This window comes from Albimonas marina (assembly GCF_029223255.1).
Classification (GTDB): Bacteria; Pseudomonadota; Alphaproteobacteria; order Rhodobacterales; family Rhodobacteraceae; genus Albimonas.
Window position 1 is genome coordinate 304,725 of sequence record NZ_JARHUC010000006.1, and the last position, 19,551, is coordinate 324,275.

Genomic DNA, 19,551 nt, shown 5'->3' on the forward strand with positions numbered 1-19,551 from the left:
CTCAGCTCCGATGCTTGTAGGTGGCGTCCAGCCGCTCGGCCAGGTGCTTGGCGCCGGTGGTCGGCGCATGGCGCGGCGGGTTGTCGGGCCCGGTGCAGGTGGGCAGGGCGATGACCTCGGCGTCGGGGTCGGGGTCGAGGAAGAAGGCGATCGAGAAGCGCTCGGCCTTCGGCGCGAGCACCCGGTGGGGCGTCGAGACGTAGACGTCGTTCGTCCACCGCTCCAGGCAATCGCCGATGTTGACCACGAAGGCGCCCGGAACCGAAGGCACGTCCAGCCACTCGTCCGTCCCCCGCAGCGCCCGCGGCTGCACCTGCAGCCCCGCCACGCCGTCGGTCGCGAGCAGCGTGACCGAGGCGTAGTCCGAATGCGCCCCCGCCCCGATCCCCTCGCCGCCGGCCGGGTAGCGCAGCAGCCGCAGGGTCGCCAGCGGCGCCTGGAACTTGTCCACGAACCAGTCCTCGGGCAGGCCGAGATCCAGCGCGAAGGCCTGGTGCAGCTCCGCCCCCAGCGCGAGGCAGGCGTGGTACCAGCCCAGGCACTCGGCCTTGAAGGCGGGATCGTCCTCGGGCCACAGGTTCACGCCGCGGAACGGCTTGCCCGCGAGCACCTCGGGGTGGTCGGGCGCGAGATCCAGCCCGACGTTGAACGCCTCCTTCGCGTCGGCCACGCCCGAGGCCGGGTCCAGCGCCTCGACCTTCTGGGCGACGTAGCCGCGGTTGTGGGCGCTCTTCGCGATGGCGACCGCGTCCTTCTCGGCCTGGGGCCTGGCGAAGAAGCGGCGGGCGACGGTGAACATCGCCGTGCGCTGGGCGTCGGGGATGCCGGTGGTCATCAGCAGGAAGAAGCCGGTGTCCCGGCAGGCCCGGCCCAGCTCCCCGGCGAAGGCCGCGCGCGCGGCGGCGTCCCCCTCGCGGAAACGCGAGAAATCCAGAACCGGAATGTCGAACTCGCTCACAGGTCTCTCCTCCCCCTGCGTCCTGCCCGCGCCGCCCGCCGCCGGAGACCGTCCGGCCCGGCGCTCCGGCGACCGGCCGCGGGGGCGGGCCGCCCCGGCCGGGCGCCCGGCCGACCCGCGGCCCTCGGGCCTCAGCCGGGCCGGCGCATGCCGGCGTAGTCGTAGACGGACGTGTAGTCGAAGTCGGGCCGGTCCCAGGTGATCATCTTGCCCGGGTTCAGCAGGCCCTTGGGGTCCGCCTCGCGCTTGAACTGCAGCTGGCGGTCGTCGGCGGCCTGGCGACCGCCCTCCTCCAGCGTGTAGCGGTGCGGGTTGAAGATCCAGACGCCGAGGTCCTCGTGGATCTTCACGATCTCCTCCAGCCGCTCGTCCGTCGTGTAGCGCACCACCGGCAGGCCCGCGAAGCTGAGCTTGCCGTTCATGCGGATGCCTTCGAGGTGCTGGACCACCTCGTCCCCGAAGGTCTTGCGCACCGTCTCCACCTGCTCCAGCGCGCCGGGCTGGGTGAAGCGGGCCTGCAGGTAGGTGATCGTGGGGTCCACGCGCAGGCCGCGCAGGGTGGTGTGGTTCCACGCGTATTCGTAGGCGACGCCGAACGATTTCTTCTCCTCGGCCGTCACCTTGTCCGAGCGGTAGATGATCTCCGCCGCCTTGTGGCGCGCGGTGAAGGTCATGAAGGCGTCCATCGCGTGGGGCGCCACCATCACGATCACCACCGACTGGTCCCGCCGGATCCGGTTCTTGATGCGCAGGAAATAGTCGTGGGGCAGGGGCGCCTCGATCGGCGTGATCAGCTTGGTGAGGATGCCGTCCTCGTTGCCCAGCCCCTCGGCCCAGCGCGCCCCGTCCATGAAGTCGTCGAAGCCCACCAGCACGTCGACCCAGTCGTAGGCGGGGGCCAGCGGCAGCTCGATCTCGGTGATGATGCCGTTGGTGCCGTAGGCGTGGGAGACGCGGTGCAGCTCCTCGCCGGTGAACTCCAGCACGCGGGGCTCGGCCTCCATCGTCACCACGCGCAGGCGGATGATGTTGCCGAGATCACGAAGCTGCCCCCAGCGGACCGAGCCGACCCCGCCCGAGCCGCCTGCGATGAAGCCGCCGACGGTGGCGGTGGCGTAGGTCGAGGAGAACATCCGGATCTCCTGCCCGGACTTGGCGATGATCTCCTGGTCCATCTCGCGCAGGATCGCGCCGGGCTGCACGATCACCCGGCCCGGCTTGACGTCGACCACCTTGTTCATGTGGCGCATGTGCAGGATGCAGCCGCCCGCCAGCGGCATCGCCTGGCCGTAGTTGCCGGTGCCCGCGCCGCGGGTGGTGACCGGCACGTCGTTCTCGTAGCAGGCCTTGAGGACCTCGATCACCTCGGCCTCGGACTTCGGGGCCACCACGAAGTCGCCGACCAGGTGGTCGAGGCGCGACTTCAGGATCGGCGAGTACCAGAAGAAGTCCCGGCTCTTGGCCTTCACCGACGCGGGCTTGTCGTCCACGTCCAGGTGGGAGAGCGCCTCCTTGGCGGCGAGAACGTTGGGGGTCATGCGGGCTCCATCAGGTCGTCGAGCTCGGCGTAATCGGGCAGGGTCCGGTCGATGGCCCGCCCGCCGCGCAGCACGATGCGGTCGGTCTGGGCGCGCGCGAAGAGCTCGGTCCAGCTCCGCGCGCGCGTGATCACGAGGTCGGCGGCCGCGCCGGCGGCGAGGCTGGGCGCCTCGAAGCCGCAGGCGTGGGCCGGGGCGGTCAGGAACGCCTCCGGCCAGTCGCCGCGCGAGTGGTCGAGATGCGCGATCCGCGTCGCCTCGCGCATCACCTCGATCATGTCGAGGTCGCCGTAGGCGTAGAACGGATCGCGGGTGTTGTCGGAGGCGAAGATCACCGGGATGCCCCGCTCGCGCGCCTCATGCACCAGCGTCACGCCGCGGTTGCGGGGCGTTCGGCCGGCGTGGCGGTCCTGCAGGTACATGTTGCACATCGCCAGCGAGGTGATCGAGATCCCCGCCTCCGCGCACAGGTCCAGCGTCGCCAGCGCCTCCGCCTCGTCCTGGGTCGAGAGCGAGCAGCAGTGCCCGCAGTTGATCATGCCCATGTAGCCGGTGCGCTTCGCCGCCAGCGCGATCTCGCGCAGCGTGGCCGAGGAGGGATCCAGCGTCTCGTCGGAGTGGAAGTCGGCGTCGAGCCCCAGCTCCCCCGCCGTCTCGAAGAAGAGGTCGAGCCGCGCGGCCACGTCGGGCACGGGGTAGGTGACCGTGCCCAGCACGCCGCCCGAGTCCTTCACGATCTGGGCGAGCTTGGTCCAGGCCGTGCCGCCGTCCACCGCCTCGATCCCCACCAGGCAGACCGCCTGCAGGTCGATGCAGCCGGCCCAGTCCTCCCGCAGCTCCCGGAACACGGACCAGGAGATCTCGTCCTGGGGCGCGGAGCTGTCGAGATGGGTGCGCAGGTTCTTGGTCCCGTGCGCCCAGGCGCAGCGGAGCGAGAAGTCGGCCCGCCGGCGCACGTCCTCGGCCGACCAGCGGGCGGTGCGATCCTCGCCCACCGTGGTCAGGGCGCCCATGAAGGTGCCGTCGGGGTTGGGCGAGCGGGCCCAGATATGGCCCTTGTCGATATGGGTGTGCGCGTCGGTGAAGGCGGGGAACACCAGCCGCCCGCCCATGTCGACCTCGGCGTCGGCGGGGTCGGTGGGGTCCACCAGCTTCCCGTCGGCGACGGCCAGGTCCAGCGTCACCAGATCGCCCTCGCGGCCCAGCAGGCAGGCGGGCGCGCGCAGGTTCGTCAGCCGCAGGCGCGGGGCCTCCGGCAGCTCGATGAAATCCAAGGTCTCAGACCTCCCGCTTGATCGCGCTCTCGTGCCACTTGTGCAGAAGCGCGTGGCTGAGGAAAGACAGCAGGGCGAAGATCAGCACGCCGGTCAGGGCGATCAGGATCAGCGCCGCGAAGGCGAGGTCCGTCTTCAGCCGATAGTTCGCCTCGAGGATCCGGAAGGCGAGGCCCGAGCCCATGCCCCCGGTGCCGGCCACGAACTCCGCCACCACGGCGCCGATCAGGCTGAGGCCGCCGGCGATGCGAAGCCCGCCCAGGAAGTAGGGCAGGGCGGCCGGGATCTGCAGGTAGCGCAGCTTCTGCCAGCGCGTCGCCCCGTAGATCGAGAACAGGTCCCGCAGGTTGTGATCGGCCGAGCGCAGGCCCAGCGTCGAGTTCGACAGGATCGGGAAGAAGGCCACGATCCAGGCCACGATCAGCATCCCCACGATCTTCTCGGGGATCACGAAGAGGCCCAGGTCGATGTCGGTGACGTAGATCAGGATCAGCGGCGCCACGGCCACCACCGGCGTCACCTGCAGGATGACGGCGTAGGGGTAGAAGGCCATCTCGGCGTAGCGCGACTGGTTGAACAGCACCGCGAGGCCGACGCCGCCCGCCACCGCGGCCAGCAGCGCCAGCGCGGTGGTCTGGATGGTGATCAGCCAGCTGTCGAACAGGGTCGCGGCGTTGTCGACCAGCGCCTTCCACACCAGGTCCGGCCCCGGCAGGATGTAGTGGGGGATCTCGTTCGCCACCACGGCCCACTGCCACAGCAGCAACGAGCCGATGATGACGACGGCGGGCAGCACCCAGCTCGCGATCTTCTCCAGGCGCCGGGCGCGCTGGCGGGCCAGCTCGTCGACGTCGATGGGGGCGTCGATCTGGTCGCCGTGGACCTGATCGCCGTGGATCTGGGAGGGGGCGGTGTCGCTGGCGGTCATCGGGGTCACTCGTGGCCGGTCGTCACGCCGCCCATCGCCTCGGTCAGGGCTTCGGAGGCGGCGCGGCACTGGGCGGCGTATTCGGCCGAGGTGCGGAATTCCTCGGAGCGGGGATAGGGCTCGTCCACGTTCAGCTCGCGGATCACGCGGCCCGGGCGGGCGGCCATCACCACGATGCGGTCCGAGAGGAACACGGATTCGAAGACCGAGTGGGTGACGAAGATCACCGTGCAGTTCAGCTTGGCGCGCATCGCCAGCAGGTCGTTGTTGAGCTTGAAGCGCGTGATCTCGTCGAGCGCGGCGAAGGGCTCGTCCATCAGGATCATCTTCGGCCTGGTGACCATCGCGCGGGCAATCGAGACGCGCATCTTCATGCCGCCCGACAGCTCACGCGGATAGGCCCCCTCGAACCCTTTCAGGCCGACGGTCTCCAGCGCGTCCTCGATGTCGGCCTTGCAGCTGGCGAAGCTCTTGCCGCGCAGGCGCATCGGCAGCCAGACGTTCTTGGCGACCGTGGCCCAGGGCATCAGGGTGGGTTCCTGGAACACCACGCCCAGGTCGGCCTCGGTGCGGGTTCCGCCCGCCCAGTCGATCTTGCCGGCGGTGGGGTTCGACAGGCCCGCGATCAGGCGCAGCGCCGTCGACTTGCCGCAGCCCGAGGGGCCCAGCAGCGAGATGAAGTCGCCCTGGCGCACGTCCAGCGACATGCCGCGCAGCGCGACCACGTCGCGCCCAAACACCTTGGTGACGTTGCGCACCGACATCAGCGGCGCGCGCGCCGCGCGCTCGGCCGCGCCGGCGGGGAGGGGGGCGGCGACAGGCGCGGCGGCTCCCGCCGCCGCGCCGTGGGTCGTGGGGTCCGTGGTCACGCCCGGATCACTCGGTCAGCTTCTTCTTGACGTCGAGCGCGACGCCCGAGTTCGCGAAGTCCAGGCTGTAGACCTTCTCCAGGTCCAGGCCCGCCTCGACGACGCCGGCCTCGACCATCTTGTCGTAGAAGTCCTTGATGGTCTCGGCGGTCATCGCGCCGATGCCCATCTCGAGCGCGTCGCCCGAGTCGACGATGCCGTATTCCTTCATCGCCTCGATCGAGAAGGCGATCTGGGCGTCGGACATGTCGGTGTTGGCCGCCTGGATCAGCGCGTTGGCCGCCGAGGGATCGCCGTAGAGGTAGTTCGCCCAGCCGATGGCCGAGCCCTCGACGAAGCACTTCACCGCCTCGGGCTTCTCGTCGATGGTCTTCTGCATCGTCTCGACCGTGGTGGCGTAGGTCGAGAAGCCGGCGTCGGCGATCGACCACACGTCGGGCTTGAAGCCGCCCTCGGTCTCGACCGCGAAGGGCTCGGAGGTGACGTAGCCCTGCTGGCCCGACTTCTCGTCGGCGATGAAGGGCGCGGGGTTGAACGTGTAGGGCTTCCGCGTCTCGGCCTTGAAGCCGTAGGCGGTCATCATCCACTGGTAGTAGGACTGGAAGCCGTTGTCGCCGATGAACAGCGTCTCGAGGTTCTTGAGGTCCTCGAAGCTCGACGCGGCGCCGGGATGGGTCAGGATGACCTGCGGCTCCTTCTGGAAGTGGGCGGCCACGACCCGCAGGGGGATGCCCTCGCGCACGGCCGAGAAGGCCTGCAGCAGGTTGCCGCCCATCGAGAAGTCGACCTTGCCCGCCAGCATCAGCGCGCGGTTGTTCACCTGCGGGCCGCCGGGGACGATGGTCACGTCCAGGCCGCAGGCCTCGTAGGTGCCGTCGGCGACGGCCTGGTAGTAGCCGCCGTGCTCGGCCTGGGCGACCCAGTTGGTGCCGAAGCTGACCTTGACCAGGTCGGCGGCGCCGGCGGGGGCGGAAAGGGCGGCGACGGAAAGGGCCGCGGCGGCGGCCGCAAGCGGAAGTCTGGAGGACATGGCGATCTCCCTCGTTGTCCGGCGACGCATATTCAAGGCTCGGCGTGCATCGCGAAAGGGGCGATCTCGCGCCTGCGGAAATTTCACGGCCCGGCGCCCGGTTTCGCGGCGCCCATGCGGTCCGGGCGCCTGAACGGGAGGCGTTGGCGTCCCGGTCTCTATCGTAAACGATTCCCCGCGAAACGGATGACGTGGCGACGCCCGGCGCACGACCGGGCGGCATCTCCGGCGAGGGCGCCGCTTCCCGCGCGCCCGCCCGCCCGCCCCGACGCCGCGCTTGACCGGCCGCCCGGCCGGGCGCAGAGGGGGCGGATGCCTCGCCTCGCGCTCTCCGCCTCCCGCCTCCGGTCCGACCTTGCCGCCGCCCGCCGCGTTCGCGCAGAGTGCGCGCGATGACCGCCGCGCCCCCGCCCCCGCCCCCCGCCACCACGGCCGAGGGCGGCGCCGCGCATCGCCTGCGCCTGGTCGCGCTGGGCGCGGTGGCGGCGCTGGGCTTCGGCGTCTCGTTCCCCCTCAACCACGTGGCGGTCGAGGCCGCCTCGCCCATCGCGGTGGCCATGCTGCGCGCGCTGGTGGCCGCGCCGGCGCTGGCGCTGGGCCTGCGGCTGATGGGCGTGCCGGCGCCCCGCGGGGCCCGCGCCTGGCGGGCGAGCCTGCTGCTCGGCGCGCTCTCGACCGCCATACCGTTCATTCTGCTGGCCGCGGGGCAGGCGCTGATCGGGGGCGGGCTGGGGGGCGTGGTCTTCGCCACCATCCCGATGATCGTGGTGCTCGCCGCCCCGCTGCTGCCGCCCTTCCCCAGGATCGAGGCGCGCCGACTGCCGGGCTGCGCCGTGGGGCTCGCGGGCGTGACGCTCGCCACCGGCGGCGGGGGCGAGGGGGCGGCGCTGGGCGTGGCGATGACCTTCGCGGCGGCCGCCTGCCTCGCGGTCGGCTCGATCCTGCTGCAACGCTTCCCCGACCTCGATCCCCGCTCCCTGACCCTGGGCCAGGTGACCTGCGGGGCGGCGATGCTGGTCCCCACGGCCCTGCTGTGGCCGGGGGTGCAGATCGGTCCGGCGCTCGCGCCCGTCCCGTTCGCGGCCATCGCCGCGAACGGGATCCTGTCCACCGCGGCGGCCATGTGCGCGATGTACATGCTGATCCGCGCGGCCGGCCCGGCCTCGGCCGCGACGATCAACTTCTACACGCCGCTGATCGCCATCGTGGTCTCGGCCGCGACGCTGGGCGAGCCGCTCTCGCCCATCCTGCTGGCCGCCTTCGGGCTGGTCACCCTGGGCGCCTGGCTGGTGGCGCGCCGGCGATGAGGCGACGCGCTGGAGCCCGCGCCCGGCCTGCATGGCGTGCATGGCAGCCAGTCCCCGCCGGCATGCCGCATCTGCGAAAAGCATCTGGCGTCGCGACAGGTTCGGCCTATACTTGTAAGGGACCCATAAGATTGCGACCGCTCAGGACCTGCCTGTTCCCATGCCCATGACGACGACCCCCGACCAGATCGACGCGCCCCGCGTGGTCCAGGCGCCCAAGTTCCCCGAATTCGTGGCCATGATGGCCAGCCTGATGGCGCTGACCGCGCTGTCGATCGACATCATGCTGCCGGCGCTGCCGCTGATCCGCGACTCCTACGGGGTGGTGGACGCCAACGCGCAGCAGCTTGTGATCACGCTCTACATGGTCGGCTTCGGCGTCGGCCAGCTGTTCTACGGCACCCTCTCCGACCGCTTCGGGCGCAAGGTGGTGCTGGGCGCGGGGCTGGCCGTCTACGCCGCCGCCGCCGCCCTGTGCCTGATCGCCCCCAGCTTCGAGGTGCTGCTGGCCGCGCGCCTGCTGCAGGGCATGGCCAACGCCGCCCCCCGCGTGGTCGCGGTGGCGGTGGTGCGCGACCTCTACGGCGGCCGCCGCATGGCCGAGGTGATGTCCTTCGTGATGACCGTCTTCATCATCGTGCCCGCCGTCGCCCCGGCGCTGGGCTCGGGCATCCTGCTGCTGGGCGACTGGCACGAGATCTTCCTGTTCCTGGGCGTGGTGGCGATGGCGATCCTGGTCTGGACCGCCGCCCGCCTGCCCGAGACCCGGCCCCGGGAGCTGCGCGAGCCGCTGAGCCTGGCCTGGGTCGGGGCCGCCTTCCGGCAGGTCGTCGCCACCCGGCAGACCATCGGCTACACGCTCGCCACCGGCGTCGCCTTCGGCGGGATGATGGCCTACATCAACTCCGCCGAGCAGATCTACAACGAGGTCTACGAGGCCGGCGGCTGGTTCACCCTGCTGTTCGCGCTGGTGGCGCTGGCGATGGCGGGAGCGGCGATCACCAACTCGCGCCTCGTCGCGCGGCTGGGGATGCGCAAGATCGGGCACACGGCGCTGATCTGCTACGCGGCCGTGGGCGGCGTGCACATGGCGCTCGAGATGCTGCCGGGCACGCTGGCGCTGCCGGCCTTCATGGTTCTGATGATGCTGCAGCTCTACTGCTTCGGCCTGATCATGCCCAACTTCAACGCCATCGCGATGGAGCCGCAGGGCCGCATCGCGGGCACCGCCTCGTCCTTCGTGGGCTTCGCCACCACCGGCATCGCGGCCTTCCTGGGCTGGCTGGTGGGGCAGAGCTACGACGGCACCGCGCTGCCGCTGGCGGCGGGCTACTTCGCCTTCGGCGCCGCCTCGCTGGTCATGGTGCTGGTGGTCGAGCGCGGGCGGCTGTGGGGCAGCTCCCAGGCCTGAGGCCGGGCGCGACGGCCGATCCACCAAGGCGAACCGACCAGGCCGAACCGACCAGGGGCCGCTCCGCAGGGGGCGGCCCTTCTTCGTGGCCGCGGGGGGCCATCCTTTTGGTCGCGGGCGGGCCCCTGCGGCGGCGGCTTTCCTCGCCGCGCGCGGCGCGGCATCTTCCGCCCGTCCATCCTGCAAGGAGCACTCCCCATGGCCTTCCGACGCCACTTCTCCGGCGGTCCCTTCGAGGCGAAGATCGCCTATTGCCGCGCCGTCGAGACCGACGGCTGGATCTTCGTCTCCGGCTCCACCGGGACCGACCCCGAGACGGGGAAGATGCCCGAGAGCGTCGTCGACCAGTGCCGCAACACGCTCGCCACCATCGGCCGCGCGCTGGCGGAGTTCGGCGCGGGCTTCGAGCACGTGGTGCGCGTCCACTACATCCTGCCCGACCGCAACGATTTCGAGCCGTGCTGGCCGGTCCTGCAGGAGGTCTTCGGCGACGCGCCCCCCGCCGCGACCATGTTCGAGGCCGGCCTGATCGCGGACGGCATGAAGATCGAGATCGAGGTCACGGCCCGCAAGCCCTGACGCGCAGAGGGCGGCCGGCGGGGCGGCTCTGCCGTCCGCTGCGCGGCCGGGACGCCCGCCCGCCGACCCCGGTCCCGTCGATGCCGCCACCGCTGAGAGCGGGGTCGGCGGGCGGGCGAGGCGCCTCGCGCAGCGGGGCGCGAGCGCCGCTCCCGACCCGCCCGCCCATCGGGGGGCGCAAAGAAGAAGGGCCGCCCCGGGGGGCGGCCCTGTCGTTCGTCTCGATCCGGCGCGGGATCAGAGCTTGCTCTCGAGCTCCGGCAGCACGTCGAACAGGTCCGCGACCAGGCCGTAGTCGGCGACCTGGAAGATCGGCGCCTCCTCGTCCTTGTTGATGGCCACGATGACCTTCGAGTCCTTCATGCCCGCCAGGTGCTGGATCGCGCCCGAGATGCCGACGGCGATGTAGAGCTCCGGCGCCACGACCTTGCCGGTCTGGCCGACCTGCCAGTCGTTGGGCGCGTAGCCCGAGTCCACCGCCGCGCGCGAGGCGCCCACGGCCGCGCCGAGCTTGTCGGCGACCTTCTCGACGATCGCGAAGTTCTCCTTCGAGCCCATCGCGCGGCCGCCGGAGATGATCCGCTTGGCGGAGGTCAGCTCGGGGCGATCCGACGCCGCGATCTTGTCCTCGACCCACTCGGACACGCCGGGGTTCTCGACAGCGCCGATCTCCTCGACGGGGGCCGAGCCGCCCTCGCCCGCCGCCTCGAAGTTCGCGGTGCGCACGGTCAGGACCTTCTTGGCGTCGGTCGACTTGACGGTCTGCATGGCGTTGCCGGCGTAGACCGGGCGCACGAACTCGTCGGCGCCCTTCACCTCGGACACGTCCGAGATCACCATCACGTCCAGCAGGGCCGCGACGCGCGGGGCCAGGTTCTTGCCGGCCATGGTGGCGGGGGCGACGATGGCGTCGTAGTCCCCGGCCAGCGACACGACGAGCGCCGCGGTCGGCTCGGCCAGGTTGTGGCCGAACATCGGGTCCTCGGCGCACAGCACCTTCGAGACGCCGTCGAGCTTGGCGGCCGCCTCGGCCGGGCCCTTGGCGTTCTCGCCCGCGACCAGGATCGTCACGTCGCCCAGCTGCTTGGCGGCGGTCAGGGCCTTGGCGGTGGCGTCGACGGAGAGCTCCCCGGCGAGCGTTTCGGCGATCAGCAGAACGGCCATGTTACAGCACCCCCGCTTCGTTCTTGAGCTTCGAGATCAGCTCGTCCACGTCAGCCACCTTGACGCCGGCCTTGCGGGCGGGCGGCTCGGAGGTGGTGACGATGGTCAGCCGCGGCGAGACGTCGACGCCGTAGTCGGCGGCGGTCTTCGCATCCAGCGGCTTCTTCTTCGCCTTCATGATGTTGGGCAGCGAGGCGTAGCGCGGCTCGTTCAGGCGAAGGTCGGCGGTCACGATCGCCGGCAGCTTCACCTTCAGGGTCTGCATGCCGCCGTCGATCTCGCGGGTGACCGTGGCGGTCTCGCCCTCGATCGTGATCTCGGCCGCGTTGGTCGCCTGAGCCCAGCCCAGCAGCGCCGCCAGCATCTGGCCGGTGGCGTTCATGTCGTTGTCGATCGCCTGCTTGCCGGCGATGACCAGGCCGGGCTGCTCCTCGTCGATCACGGCCTTCAGGAGCTTGGCGACGGCCAGCGGCTCGATGTCGGTGTGAACGTCGTCGGCCGCCTCGATCAGGATGGCGCGGTCCGCGCCCATCGCCAGCGCCGTGCGCAGCGTCTCCTGGGCCTGCTTCACGCCGATCGAGACCACCACGACCTCCTCGGCCGCGCCCTTCTCCTTCAGACGGATCGCCTCTTCCACGGCGATTTCGTCGAAGGGGTTCATCGACATCTTGACGTTCGCGAGATCGACGCCCGATCCGTCCGCCTTCACGCGGGCCTTCACGTTGTAGTCGATCACGCGCTTGACGGGCACGAGCACCTTCATCGCGCGCTTCTCCTCCAGTTTCTCGGCGCGCGGGGTCTGCGCGCCGGTCCTTTCGACGCGCCGAGCGCGCGTCGATCGTTCCCTCGGGCTCTACACCGCCTGCCGGCCGGATGGTAGGCCCGTCGTCGTCTCCGCGGCCGCTCCCGCGGGCGGGGCGGCCGAAGCGGACGCGCACGTCAACTGCGCGCCGCGAGGTAGCATCCGCCCGGCTGTGTGGCAAAGGGCGGAGGGTCGCACAAGCGCCCGCGCCCCCGGCCGCGCAAGAATCTTGCGCGGCGCTTGCGCGCACGGGCCGCCGGCGCCGTCCATGGGGCGCGCCGCGATCAGCGGTTCGCCCCCGGAACCCACAGAACGTCGCCCGCGCCGCCGCGGTTGGCGGCGCGCGAGGCGACGAAGAACCAGTCCGACAGGCGGTTGAGATAGACGACCGACGGCAGGTTCACCGCCTCGACCTCCGCCAGCCGCGCCGCCAGCCGCTCCGCCCGGCGCGAGACCGTGCGGCACAGGTGCAGATGCGCGGCGAGCGCCGAGCCCCCCGGCAGCACGAAGCTGCGCAGCGGCTCCAGGTCGGCGTTCATCGCGTCGATCTCGGCTTCCAACCGGTCGACCTGCGCCTGGTCCATGCGCAGGACGGGGTATTTCGCCTCGGCGTCCTTGTCCGGGTCCGGGCGGCAGAGGTCGGCGCCCAGGTCGAACAGGTCGTTCTGGATGCGGGCCAGCGCCGCGTCCATCTCGCCGGCCGCGTGCAGCCGCGCGAGGCCGACCGTGGCGTTGGTCTCGTCGACCGTGCCGTAGGCCTCGACCCGCAGGTCGTGCTTGGGCCGGCGGCTGCCGTCGCCCAGCGCCGTCGTCCCCTTGTCCCCGGTGCGGGTGTAGATCTTGTTCAGCACCACCATCGGGCGCGGTCTCCCCCTCCGGCCGCGGTCCGCGCGCGGCGTTCTTCGTCGTTCCTGCCTGTTCGGCGCGGGTCGCGCGCCGTCAGTTCCCGGCGCGCAGCGCGGCCACGGCGATCAGGATCAGCACCACCGCCACGGCCTGGGCCAGAAGGCGGTACTGCATGATCTTGTTGGCGTATTTGCGATTGAAGTCGCCGCCCTTGGCGAAGCTGCCGACCCCGAACAGCAGGATGCCCAGCACCACCAGGCAGGCGATCATCGCGACCCACAGAAGAGCATGACCCATGAACGGTCCTCCTTGTCGCCTCGATACCTAATGCAGTCGCCGCCCGGCGCCACCGCGCCGCGACGTCGCCCCGCATCGGGCGGCGCCGGGGCGGCCTAGTGGTCGCCGCGGAACAGCCGGTCCTGCAGGCGGGTGGGCAGCATCTTGGCGACCCCCGCCACGTAGGTCGGCGTGGTCACGAAATAGCGCGCCCGCGGGCGGCGCGCCTCCAGCGCGTGGATCGCCTTGGCGGTCACCGCCTCGGGGCCCAGCTCGAAGGCGGCGGAGGTCTTGCTCTCCTCCGCCTCCAGCCGCGGCAGGATCTTCTCGTCCCAGGCCCGCGCCCAGGCCGAGCCCTCGCGCAGCGCCCAGCGGCGCGAGGCGATCAGCGAGTTGCGCCGGAAGGCCGAGCGGATCGGGCCCGGCTCGATCAGGATCACGCGGCAGCCGGGGGCGGGGGATTCGGGGCCCTCCAGCTCCCGCCGCAGGGCGTCCGACCAGCCCTCGACCGCGAACTTGGTGGCGTTGTAGGCGCCGCGGTAGCGCAGCGACAGGAACCCCAGCACGGAGGAGACGTTGACGATCCGCCCCCGGCTGTCGCGGAGCGCGGGCAGCAGGCGGCGGGTCAGGTCGTGCCAGCCGATCAGGTTGGTCTCGAAGATCTCGCGCATCCCCTCCCGCGGGATGTCCTCCAGCGGGGCGGGGATCGCGAAGGCGCCGTTGTTGACCAGCGCGTCGAGCCGGCCGCCGGCGCGGGCCAGCGTCTCATCGACCGCCTGCGCCACGCTCTGCGGGTCGGCGTAGTCGAGGACCAGCGTCTCCAGCCCCTCCTGCGCCAGGCGTTCGGCGTCCCCGGGCTTGCGGCAGGCGGCCAGAACCCGCCAACCGCGCGCCTGGAGCGTGCGCGCCATGTCCAGCCCGATGCCGCTGGAGCATCCCGTGATCAGCACCGTGCGCGTCATGCGCCCTCCTGTCCGCGGAGGGCGCGGCCGGGCCGGAACCTCAGCCCAGCAGGCCCCAGTCCTCGATCCAGTCGGCGACGCCCTCGCCTTCGCCGCCGCCGACGATACGGATCGAGAGGTCGGCGCCAAGGATCAGCAGGTCGCGGCCGAGGTCGAGCGTCACGAGGCCGTCGTCCGCCTCCAGCCCCCGGATCGCGAGGCGATCCTCGGCTGGGTCGAAGTCCACGACGACGTTCTCGCCCTCGCCCGGTCGGAACAGGAACAGGTCCCCGCCGGCGCCGCCGACCAGCCGGTCGTCGCCGCGCCCGCCGACCAGCCGGTCCGCCCCGGCGCCGCCGCGCAGCACGTCGTCGCCCGCGCCGCCCTCCAGCCGGTCCGCGCCCGCGCGCCCCGCCAGCAGGTCGTCGCCCCCGCGGCCGCGCAGGAGGTCGCCCGCCCCCGCGCCGAACAGCCGGTCGTCGCCCGCATCCCCGATCAGGCGCAGCGGCGCGTCGCCGGCCCCGCCCGTCACGGTCGCGGTCGCCCGGCCGATGTCGAGCGCCCCCTCGGGGTCCGCCAGCACGTAGGCGACCGAGATCGAGGCCGTCTCCCCCTCCGCCAGCCCGCGGAAGGCGTGCGAGAAATCCCAGGCGACCCGCCCGTCGTCCCAGGCGCGCAGGACCACGCCGTGGTCGAGCTCGATCCGCGCCGAGCCGCCCTCGGGCAGGGCGACGCCGCCCACGTTCGTCACCCGCAGCGCGTCGCCGTCGGGGTCCGCGTCCGCGCCCGCGCCGGTGTCGGCCAGCAGGTCGCCCCGCACCTTGCCGCCGGTCTCGCCCGCGAAGGCGTCGTCGGCGGCGACGGGGGCCTGGTTGGTCGAGGCGACCTCGACCGCGACCCGCTGCACCGTGCGCCCGCCCAAGCCCTCGACCACGTAGTCGAAGCCCGCCTCGCCGTGGAAGCCGGGCAGGGGGGTGAAGACCACCTCGCCGCCCTCCAGCGTCACGGTCCCGCCGGCGGCGCCCTGCACGCCGACCAGCGCCAGCGCCCCGCCCAGCGGGTCCACGTCGCCCTCCAGCAGATCCGCGGGGGAGAGGCGCAGCACGCCCCCCTCGTCCATCGCGAAGCGCTCGGCGTCGGCGACGGGCGTGCCGGTCAGCCGGACCTCGCCGTCGGCGAAGCGCAGCGTCTCGACTCGCGCGATCACGTCCCACTGGTGGGCGATGCCGTCGACCTCGGTGGGCAGGCGCGTCACCCGCGCCTCGCCGGCGCCCAGCACCTCGATCACGTAGTCCGCCATCCGGCCGAGGCCGTAGTCGACCACGTCCTCGCCCGCGCCGCCGTCGATCGTCTGCTGGCCGAAGCCGCCTGCGATCCGGTCGTCGCCGCGCCCGGCCTGGACGCTCACGTCCCAGCCCCGTGCGTCGATCCGGTCGTCGCCCCGTCCGGCGCGGACGTCATGCGCGCCCGCCCCCTGCACGCGCACCGCGTCGTCGCCGGCGCCCGCCTTCACCTGCACGTCGCCGCCGCGCGCCACGATCTGGTCGACCTGGCGCGTGCCTGACAGCGTCAGCACGGCGCCCGAGGCGTCGATCTCCAGGCCCCCGCCGTCCAGCGGCTGGATGCGGATCGAGCTGGGCTGCAGGTCGCCGATCCCGACGTCGCCGTCCGCGAAGCGCAGCACCTCGATCCCCGCGAGCGTCGCGGCCCCCCCGCCATCGTGGCGGCTCAGCAGCCCGTCGCGGAAGGAATAGTCGGCCGCAGACCCCTCGAGCTCCAGCACGTCGACGCCGCCGCCGCCGACCACCAGCGCGCCGAGGGTGTCCGAGGTCAGGCGGAACAGGTCCTCGCCCTCGCCCCCGAAGGCGTAGACGAGGCCGCGCAGCTCGAACGCGTCGTCGCCTGCGCCGCCGAACAGGAAGTCGCGCAGCGGCCCGCCGGCGATCAGCAGGTCGTCGCCCTCGCCCCCCCAGGCCTGGCCGCCCGGACCCGCCGTCTCGAGCACGTCGTCCCCGCCGCCGCCGTAGATCGCGTCGCGCTCGCCGTCGCCCCGCAGGGTGTCGTCGCCCTCGGTCCCCAGCAGGACCTCGCCCGTCGTGTCGATCATCGCTCGTCGTCCCGCCGCGCCCGCCGTCCTGGCGGAGGCGGTTCGCCGAAAGGGGGAACCGCTTGCATTTGAAGTTATCGAATTCCTAACGCGGCAGGGGAGGTTGCTGAACCGTAAACAGGATGAACAGGGCGTAGATGAAGGTGAATCCCGGGCCGGGCGGCTTTCTTCCGCGGAAAGACGGTTCGCCGCGGCCCCGGTCCGCGGTCTTGCGCGCGCGGCCCCCGATGCGGTCTATATCCGCTCCGAGAAACGCCCCCCCTCCCGATCGCGAGAGCCTGAACACCATGAGCCGCAAGACCCTCGACGACCTCGACCTCTCCGGCAAGCGCGTGCTGGTGCGCGTCGACGTCAACGTGCCGGTGTCGAACGGGAAGGTCACCGACGACACCCGCATCCAGGCGATCCTGCCCACGGTGAAGGACATCCTCGCCGCCGGCGGCAAGCCGATCCTGCTGGCGCATTTCGGCCGCCCCAAGGGCCAGGTGGTCCCGGAGATGAGCCTCGCCGTCGTGCGCCCCGCGCTCGAGGCCGCCATCGGCGCGCCGGTCGCCTTCGCCTCGGATTGCATCGGCGACGCCGCCGCCTCGGCCGTCGCGGCGCTGGGCACGGGCGAGACCCTGCTGCTGGAGAACACCCGCTTCCACGCGGGCGAGGAGAAGAACGACCCGGCGCTCGCCGCCGAGATGGCGAAGCTGGGCGACGTCTTCGTCAACGACGCCTTCTCCGCCGCCCACCGCGCGCACGCCTCGACCGAGGGGCTGGCCCGCCTGCTGCCCTGCGCCGCCGGCCGGCTGATGGAGTCGGAGCTCTCCGCGCTGGAGAAGGCGCTGGCCCATCCCGAGCGTCCGGTCACCGCGGTCGTCGGCGGGGCCAAGGTCTCGACCAAGCTCGACCTGCTGTCGAACCTGATGGAGAAGGTCGACGCCATCGTCATCGGCGGCGGCATGGCCAACACCTTCCTCGCGGCCCAGGGGATCGCGGTGGGCAAGAGCCTGTGCGAGCACGACCTGCTCGACACCGCCCGCGAGGTGATGGCCAAGGCCGAGGCCCGCGGCTGCAAGCTGCTGCTGCCCGCCGACGTGGTGGTGGCGCGCGAGTTCAAGGCCAACGCCGCGAACGAGACCGTGCCGGCGGCCGAGTGCCCCGAGGACGCGATGATCCTCGACGCGGGCCCCGAGGCCGTCGCCGCGGTGGCCGCCCAGTTCGAGGCCTCGAAGACGCTGGTCTGGAACGGCCCTCTCGGGGCCTTCGAGATCGAGCCCTTCAACGCCGCCACCGACGCCGCCGCCACCAAGGCGGCCGAGCTGACCCAGGCGGGCAAGCTGCTGTCGGTCGCGGGCGGGGGCGACACGGTGGCCGCGCTGAACGCTTCGGGCGCCGCGGCGAAATTCTCCTACGTCTCCACCGCCGGCGGCGCCTTCCTCGAGTGGCTCGAGGGCAAGACCCTGCCGGGCGTGGCCGCGCTGGAAAGCTGAGACGACCGGGCCGGGCGGCGCGCGCCGCCGCCCGGCCCGATCCCGGTGGCGCAGGGCAGGGCGCCTGCGGCCGCCCTCGCCTGCGCGCCGGTCCGCCCCTGCGGGACCTCGTCCCGCCTTCGCGCCCCTGCGGGCATCGTCCCGCCCTTGCGCCCCTGCGAGACGTCATCCCGCCTCCCCGCCCCACCGGGCATCTTCCCGCCTCCGCGCCCATCCGGGGCGACGGCGCGTCGCGGGTTCCGCCTTGGCGGCGCCTCGCAAGCGTCCCATTCTCCCCGGCAGGTTCGGCTCCACTTCGGCGCCGTTCCGCGATCCCCGCCCAACGCGGCGCCGGCCTCCTGTCCCGGCGCCGCCGGGCCGCGGCGCAAGAGGAGCCCGATGTCCCGTCCGTCCCACCGCCTCGCCGCCTCGGCGGCCGTCGCCGCGCTGCTCGCCGGCCTCGCCGCCGGGCCGCGCCCGGCCGAGGCGCAGCAGAACCTGCTCGACGCGCTGGGCCTGGGCGCCGCGCACGAGCCGCTGGTGCGCCTGGCCATCGAGTTCGCGCTGACCTCGCTGCGCTCCACCATGGACGTCACCTACGACGGCTTCGCCCTGGGCTACGCCGGCGAGGAGGTGATGATCACCGGCCTGCGCCTGTCGCCCCCCTCGAACAACCCCTTCGACCCCGAGGCGCAGGAGGGCGGCCCCACGCACGAGGACCGCGCCTGCGACATCCTCTTCGGGCGCATCGACGTGTTCCCCGGCGCGATCACCACGCCCGGCGAGACGGTGGTGGGGGTGCACGACGTCTCCGCCTCGCTCGCCTGCCTGCCCGACGCCTTCGCCGAGCAGGTGCGCCGCGCCGGCTACGAGCGGCTGGCGGTCGAGGGGGTGGACGTGCGCATGGCCTACGACCCGCGCTCCTCGGCGCTGGCGGTCGACGTCTCGGCGGTGGCGCCCGACGCGGTCAACCTGCGCCTGGAGCTGGACCTGGGCTACTTCTGGCCGCTGAACCCCGGCTTCACCGAATCCGCGCCGCTGCCCTCGGCCCGCTTCGACCGGCTCGCCGTGCAGGTCGAAGAGCGGGGCCTGATCGGCCGCACGATCCGGCTGGCGGGCTACGACCTGCACCCGGACTCGCTGGCCGAGATCTTCGCCAACGGCCTCTCGACCGTCTTCGCCCCGGGCAAGGGCCGCGCCCCGACCCCCGAGACGCAGGAGACGATCGACGCGCTCGCCGCCGCGGCCGCAGGCCTCGCGACCGAGGGCGGGCGGATGGAGCTGGAGATCACCCCGCGCGAGGAGCTGTGGCTGAAGTCCGGCTTCCTCGAGGATCCGGAGACGGCGCTCGCCGCGCTGAACCTGCGCCTGATCGGTCCCGACGCCCCCCCGCCCGAGGGCGCGGCGACCCCGGACATGGTGCGCCAGGCGATGGACGATCCCGAATCGCTCTCGCCCGAGCGGCGCCGGGGCATGGCGGTGGCGCTGGCCGAGGGCGTGGGCGCGCCGAAGATGCCCGAGGTCGCCCGCCGGCTGCTGCGCCCGCTGGCCGACGACGGCGACGTGGACGCCATCGTGCAGCTCGCCGCGCTGCTCGCCCCGACCGAGCCGGCGACGGCCTACCGGATGCTGCTGGCCGCCGCCGCGACCGGGCGGCCGGACGCGCGGGCGCGGATGGACGAGATCGAGATCCGGCTGGGCCTGGCCGAGGTGATCGCCGCCCAGGACGACGCCGGCGGCGGCGCGCCCGACCCCGACCCGCTGCTCGATCCCGGCGCGCCCCGCCAGATCCTGCTCGAGGCCGCCTCGCGGTTGGAGTCGGGGCGCGAGGTGCCGCGCAACTACGAGCGCGCCTTCCTGGCCTGGACGCTCGCCGCGGCGCTGGGCGACGACGGGGCGGCGCTGCGGCGCGACCTGCTGGACCGGCGGATGGTGGCGCGGGGCTTCGACTTCTGGTCGGTGCGCCGCGACCTGCTGCGCCGCCGCGCCTTCGACGCCTGGCTGGAACGCGGGCGCTGAGGGGGCCGGGCGCGGCGCCTCGCGGCGCCGCGCCCGCCGCTCAGT

Annotated in this window: 17 protein-coding genes; 5 read left to right on the forward strand and 12 right to left on the reverse strand. The window is 72.7% G+C overall.

Annotated features, from left to right (window positions below; translation table 11 throughout):
- Position 1 precedes the first annotated feature (1 nt).
- The 6 genes from P2H44_RS17940 to P2H44_RS17965 form a co-directional block, all read right to left on the reverse strand.
- Positions 2-958, reverse strand: coding sequence for an isopenicillin N synthase family dioxygenase (locus tag P2H44_RS17940; RefSeq protein ID WP_275765527.1), 957 nt, complete (start codon positions 956-958; stop codon positions 2-4).
- A 131-nt stretch (positions 959-1,089) separates the two neighbouring features.
- Positions 1,090-2,496, reverse strand: a complete 1,407-nt coding sequence (locus P2H44_RS17945; RefSeq protein WP_275765529.1) for an FAD-binding oxidoreductase — start codon at positions 2,494-2,496, stop codon at positions 1,090-1,092.
- Entirely contained in the window at positions 2,493-3,770 is a 1,278-nt protein-coding gene (locus tag P2H44_RS17950; RefSeq protein WP_275765531.1) for a cytosine deaminase, read from the reverse strand. Before P2H44_RS17950 ends, P2H44_RS17945 begins: the two co-directional genes overlap by 4 nt.
- 4 nt (positions 3,771-3,774) lie before the next feature.
- On the reverse strand, positions 3,775-4,698 hold the full coding sequence (locus P2H44_RS17955) for an ABC transporter permease (protein WP_275765533.1): 924 nt from the start codon (positions 4,696-4,698) through the stop codon (positions 3,775-3,777).
- A gap of 5 nt (positions 4,699-4,703) precedes the next feature.
- The gene (locus tag P2H44_RS17960) at positions 4,704-5,462 is read right to left on the reverse strand and encodes an ABC transporter ATP-binding protein (protein WP_275765690.1); all 759 of its coding nucleotides are present in this window, start codon (positions 5,460-5,462) and stop codon (positions 4,704-4,706) included.
- Positions 5,463-5,574: 112 nt separating this feature from the next.
- On the reverse strand, positions 5,575-6,597 hold the full coding sequence (locus tag P2H44_RS17965; protein WP_275765534.1) for an ABC transporter substrate-binding protein: 1,023 nt from the start codon (positions 6,595-6,597) through the stop codon (positions 5,575-5,577).
- Between the two features lie 392 nt (positions 6,598-6,989).
- Between P2H44_RS17965 and P2H44_RS17970 the strand changes: the two genes are divergently transcribed.
- From P2H44_RS17970 to P2H44_RS17980, 3 genes are all read left to right on the forward strand, one after another.
- Positions 6,990-7,904 carry a DMT family transporter gene (locus P2H44_RS17970; protein ID WP_275765535.1) on the forward strand — a complete coding sequence of 305 codons (915 nt, stop codon included), beginning with the start codon at positions 6,990-6,992 and terminating at the stop codon, positions 7,902-7,904.
- A gap of 160 nt (positions 7,905-8,064) precedes the next feature.
- Complete coding sequence (locus P2H44_RS17975; protein ID WP_275765537.1) at positions 8,065-9,315, forward strand: multidrug effflux MFS transporter; 1,251 nt, start codon at positions 8,065-8,067, stop codon at positions 9,313-9,315.
- Between the two features lie 198 nt (positions 9,316-9,513).
- Entirely contained in the window at positions 9,514-9,894 is a 381-nt protein-coding gene (locus tag P2H44_RS17980) for a RidA family protein (RefSeq protein ID WP_275765539.1), read from the forward strand.
- Between the two features lie 237 nt (positions 9,895-10,131).
- Here P2H44_RS17980 and P2H44_RS17985 read toward each other — a convergent pair whose 3' ends face one another.
- The 6 genes from P2H44_RS17985 to P2H44_RS18010 all read right to left on the reverse strand — a co-directional run bounded on the left by P2H44_RS17985 (position 10,132) and on the right by P2H44_RS18010 (position 16,030).
- Positions 10,132-11,058, reverse strand: a complete 927-nt coding sequence (locus P2H44_RS17985) for an electron transfer flavoprotein subunit alpha/FixB family protein (protein ID WP_275765541.1) — start codon at positions 11,056-11,058, stop codon at positions 10,132-10,134.
- 1 nt (position 11,059) lies between these two features.
- Positions 11,060-11,821, reverse strand: a complete 762-nt coding sequence (locus tag P2H44_RS17990; protein ID WP_275765543.1) for an electron transfer flavoprotein subunit beta/FixA family protein — start codon at positions 11,819-11,821, stop codon at positions 11,060-11,062.
- 323 nt (positions 11,822-12,144) lie between these two features.
- On the reverse strand, positions 12,145-12,717 hold the full coding sequence (locus P2H44_RS17995) for a cob(I)yrinic acid a,c-diamide adenosyltransferase (RefSeq protein ID WP_275765544.1): 573 nt from the start codon (positions 12,715-12,717) through the stop codon (positions 12,145-12,147).
- Between the two features lie 82 nt (positions 12,718-12,799).
- Entirely contained in the window at positions 12,800-13,003 is a 204-nt protein-coding gene (locus P2H44_RS18000) for a twin transmembrane helix small protein (protein WP_275765546.1), read from the reverse strand.
- Positions 13,004-13,098: 95 nt separating this feature from the next.
- Complete coding sequence (locus tag P2H44_RS18005; protein ID WP_275765548.1) at positions 13,099-13,944, reverse strand: SDR family NAD(P)-dependent oxidoreductase; 846 nt, start codon at positions 13,942-13,944, stop codon at positions 13,099-13,101.
- A gap of 40 nt (positions 13,945-13,984) precedes the next feature.
- Positions 13,985-16,030: an Ig-like domain-containing protein gene (locus P2H44_RS18010; protein WP_275765550.1), complete on the reverse strand. Its 2,046-nt coding sequence runs from the start codon at positions 16,028-16,030 to the stop codon at positions 13,985-13,987.
- Between the two features lie 287 nt (positions 16,031-16,317).
- On the opposite strand from P2H44_RS18010, the gene P2H44_RS18015 reads away from it, so the two are divergent.
- Positions 16,318-17,508: a phosphoglycerate kinase gene (locus tag P2H44_RS18015; protein WP_275765552.1), complete on the forward strand. Its 1,191-nt coding sequence runs from the start codon at positions 16,318-16,320 to the stop codon at positions 17,506-17,508.
- Positions 17,509-17,886: 378 nt separating this feature from the next.
- Positions 17,887-19,506 (forward strand): SEL1-like repeat protein, encoded by a 1,620-nt coding sequence (locus tag P2H44_RS18020; RefSeq protein ID WP_275765554.1) that lies wholly within the window; start codon positions 17,887-17,889, stop codon positions 19,504-19,506.
- The last annotated feature ends 45 nt before the right edge of the window (positions 19,507-19,551 follow it).

Excerpts from the sequence above, each read along its gene's own strand:
- P2H44_RS17985 (WP_275765541.1), bottom strand. The coding sequence starts at position 11,058 with ATGGCCGTTCTGCTGATCGCCGAAACGCTCGCCGGGGAGCTCTCCGTC.
- P2H44_RS17945 (WP_275765529.1), bottom strand. The coding sequence starts at position 2,496 with ATGACCCCCAACGTTCTCGCCGCCAAGGAGGCGCTCTCCCACCTGGAC.
- P2H44_RS17955 (WP_275765533.1), bottom strand. The coding sequence starts at position 4,698 with ATGACCGCCAGCGACACCGCCCCCTCCCAGATCCACGGCGATCAGGTC.
- P2H44_RS17960 (WP_275765690.1), bottom strand. The coding sequence starts at position 5,462 with ATGTCGGTGCGCAACGTCACCAAGGTGTTTGGGCGCGACGTGGTCGCG.
- P2H44_RS18020 (WP_275765554.1), top strand. The coding sequence starts at position 17,887 with ATGTCCCGTCCGTCCCACCGCCTCGCCGCCTCGGCGGCCGTCGCCGCG.
- P2H44_RS17980 (WP_275765539.1), top strand. The coding sequence starts at position 9,514 with ATGGCCTTCCGACGCCACTTCTCCGGCGGTCCCTTCGAGGCGAAGATC.
- P2H44_RS17970 (WP_275765535.1), top strand. The coding sequence starts at position 6,990 with ATGACCGCCGCGCCCCCGCCCCCGCCCCCCGCCACCACGGCCGAGGGC.
- P2H44_RS17990 (WP_275765543.1), bottom strand. The coding sequence starts at position 11,821 with ATGAAGGTGCTCGTGCCCGTCAAGCGCGTGATCGACTACAACGTGAAG.
- P2H44_RS17995 (WP_275765544.1), bottom strand. The coding sequence starts at position 12,717 with ATGGTGGTGCTGAACAAGATCTACACCCGCACCGGGGACAAGGGGACG.
- P2H44_RS17975 (WP_275765537.1), top strand. The coding sequence starts at position 8,065 with ATGCCCATGACGACGACCCCCGACCAGATCGACGCGCCCCGCGTGGTC.
- P2H44_RS18000 (WP_275765546.1), bottom strand. The coding sequence starts at position 13,003 with ATGGGTCATGCTCTTCTGTGGGTCGCGATGATCGCCTGCCTGGTGGTG.
- P2H44_RS17965 (WP_275765534.1), bottom strand. The coding sequence starts at position 6,597 with ATGTCCTCCAGACTTCCGCTTGCGGCCGCCGCCGCGGCCCTTTCCGTC.
- P2H44_RS18015 (WP_275765552.1), top strand. The coding sequence starts at position 16,318 with ATGAGCCGCAAGACCCTCGACGACCTCGACCTCTCCGGCAAGCGCGTG.
- P2H44_RS18010 (WP_275765550.1), bottom strand. The coding sequence starts at position 16,030 with ATGATCGACACGACGGGCGAGGTCCTGCTGGGGACCGAGGGCGACGAC.
- P2H44_RS18005 (WP_275765548.1), bottom strand. The coding sequence starts at position 13,944 with ATGACGCGCACGGTGCTGATCACGGGATGCTCCAGCGGCATCGGGCTG.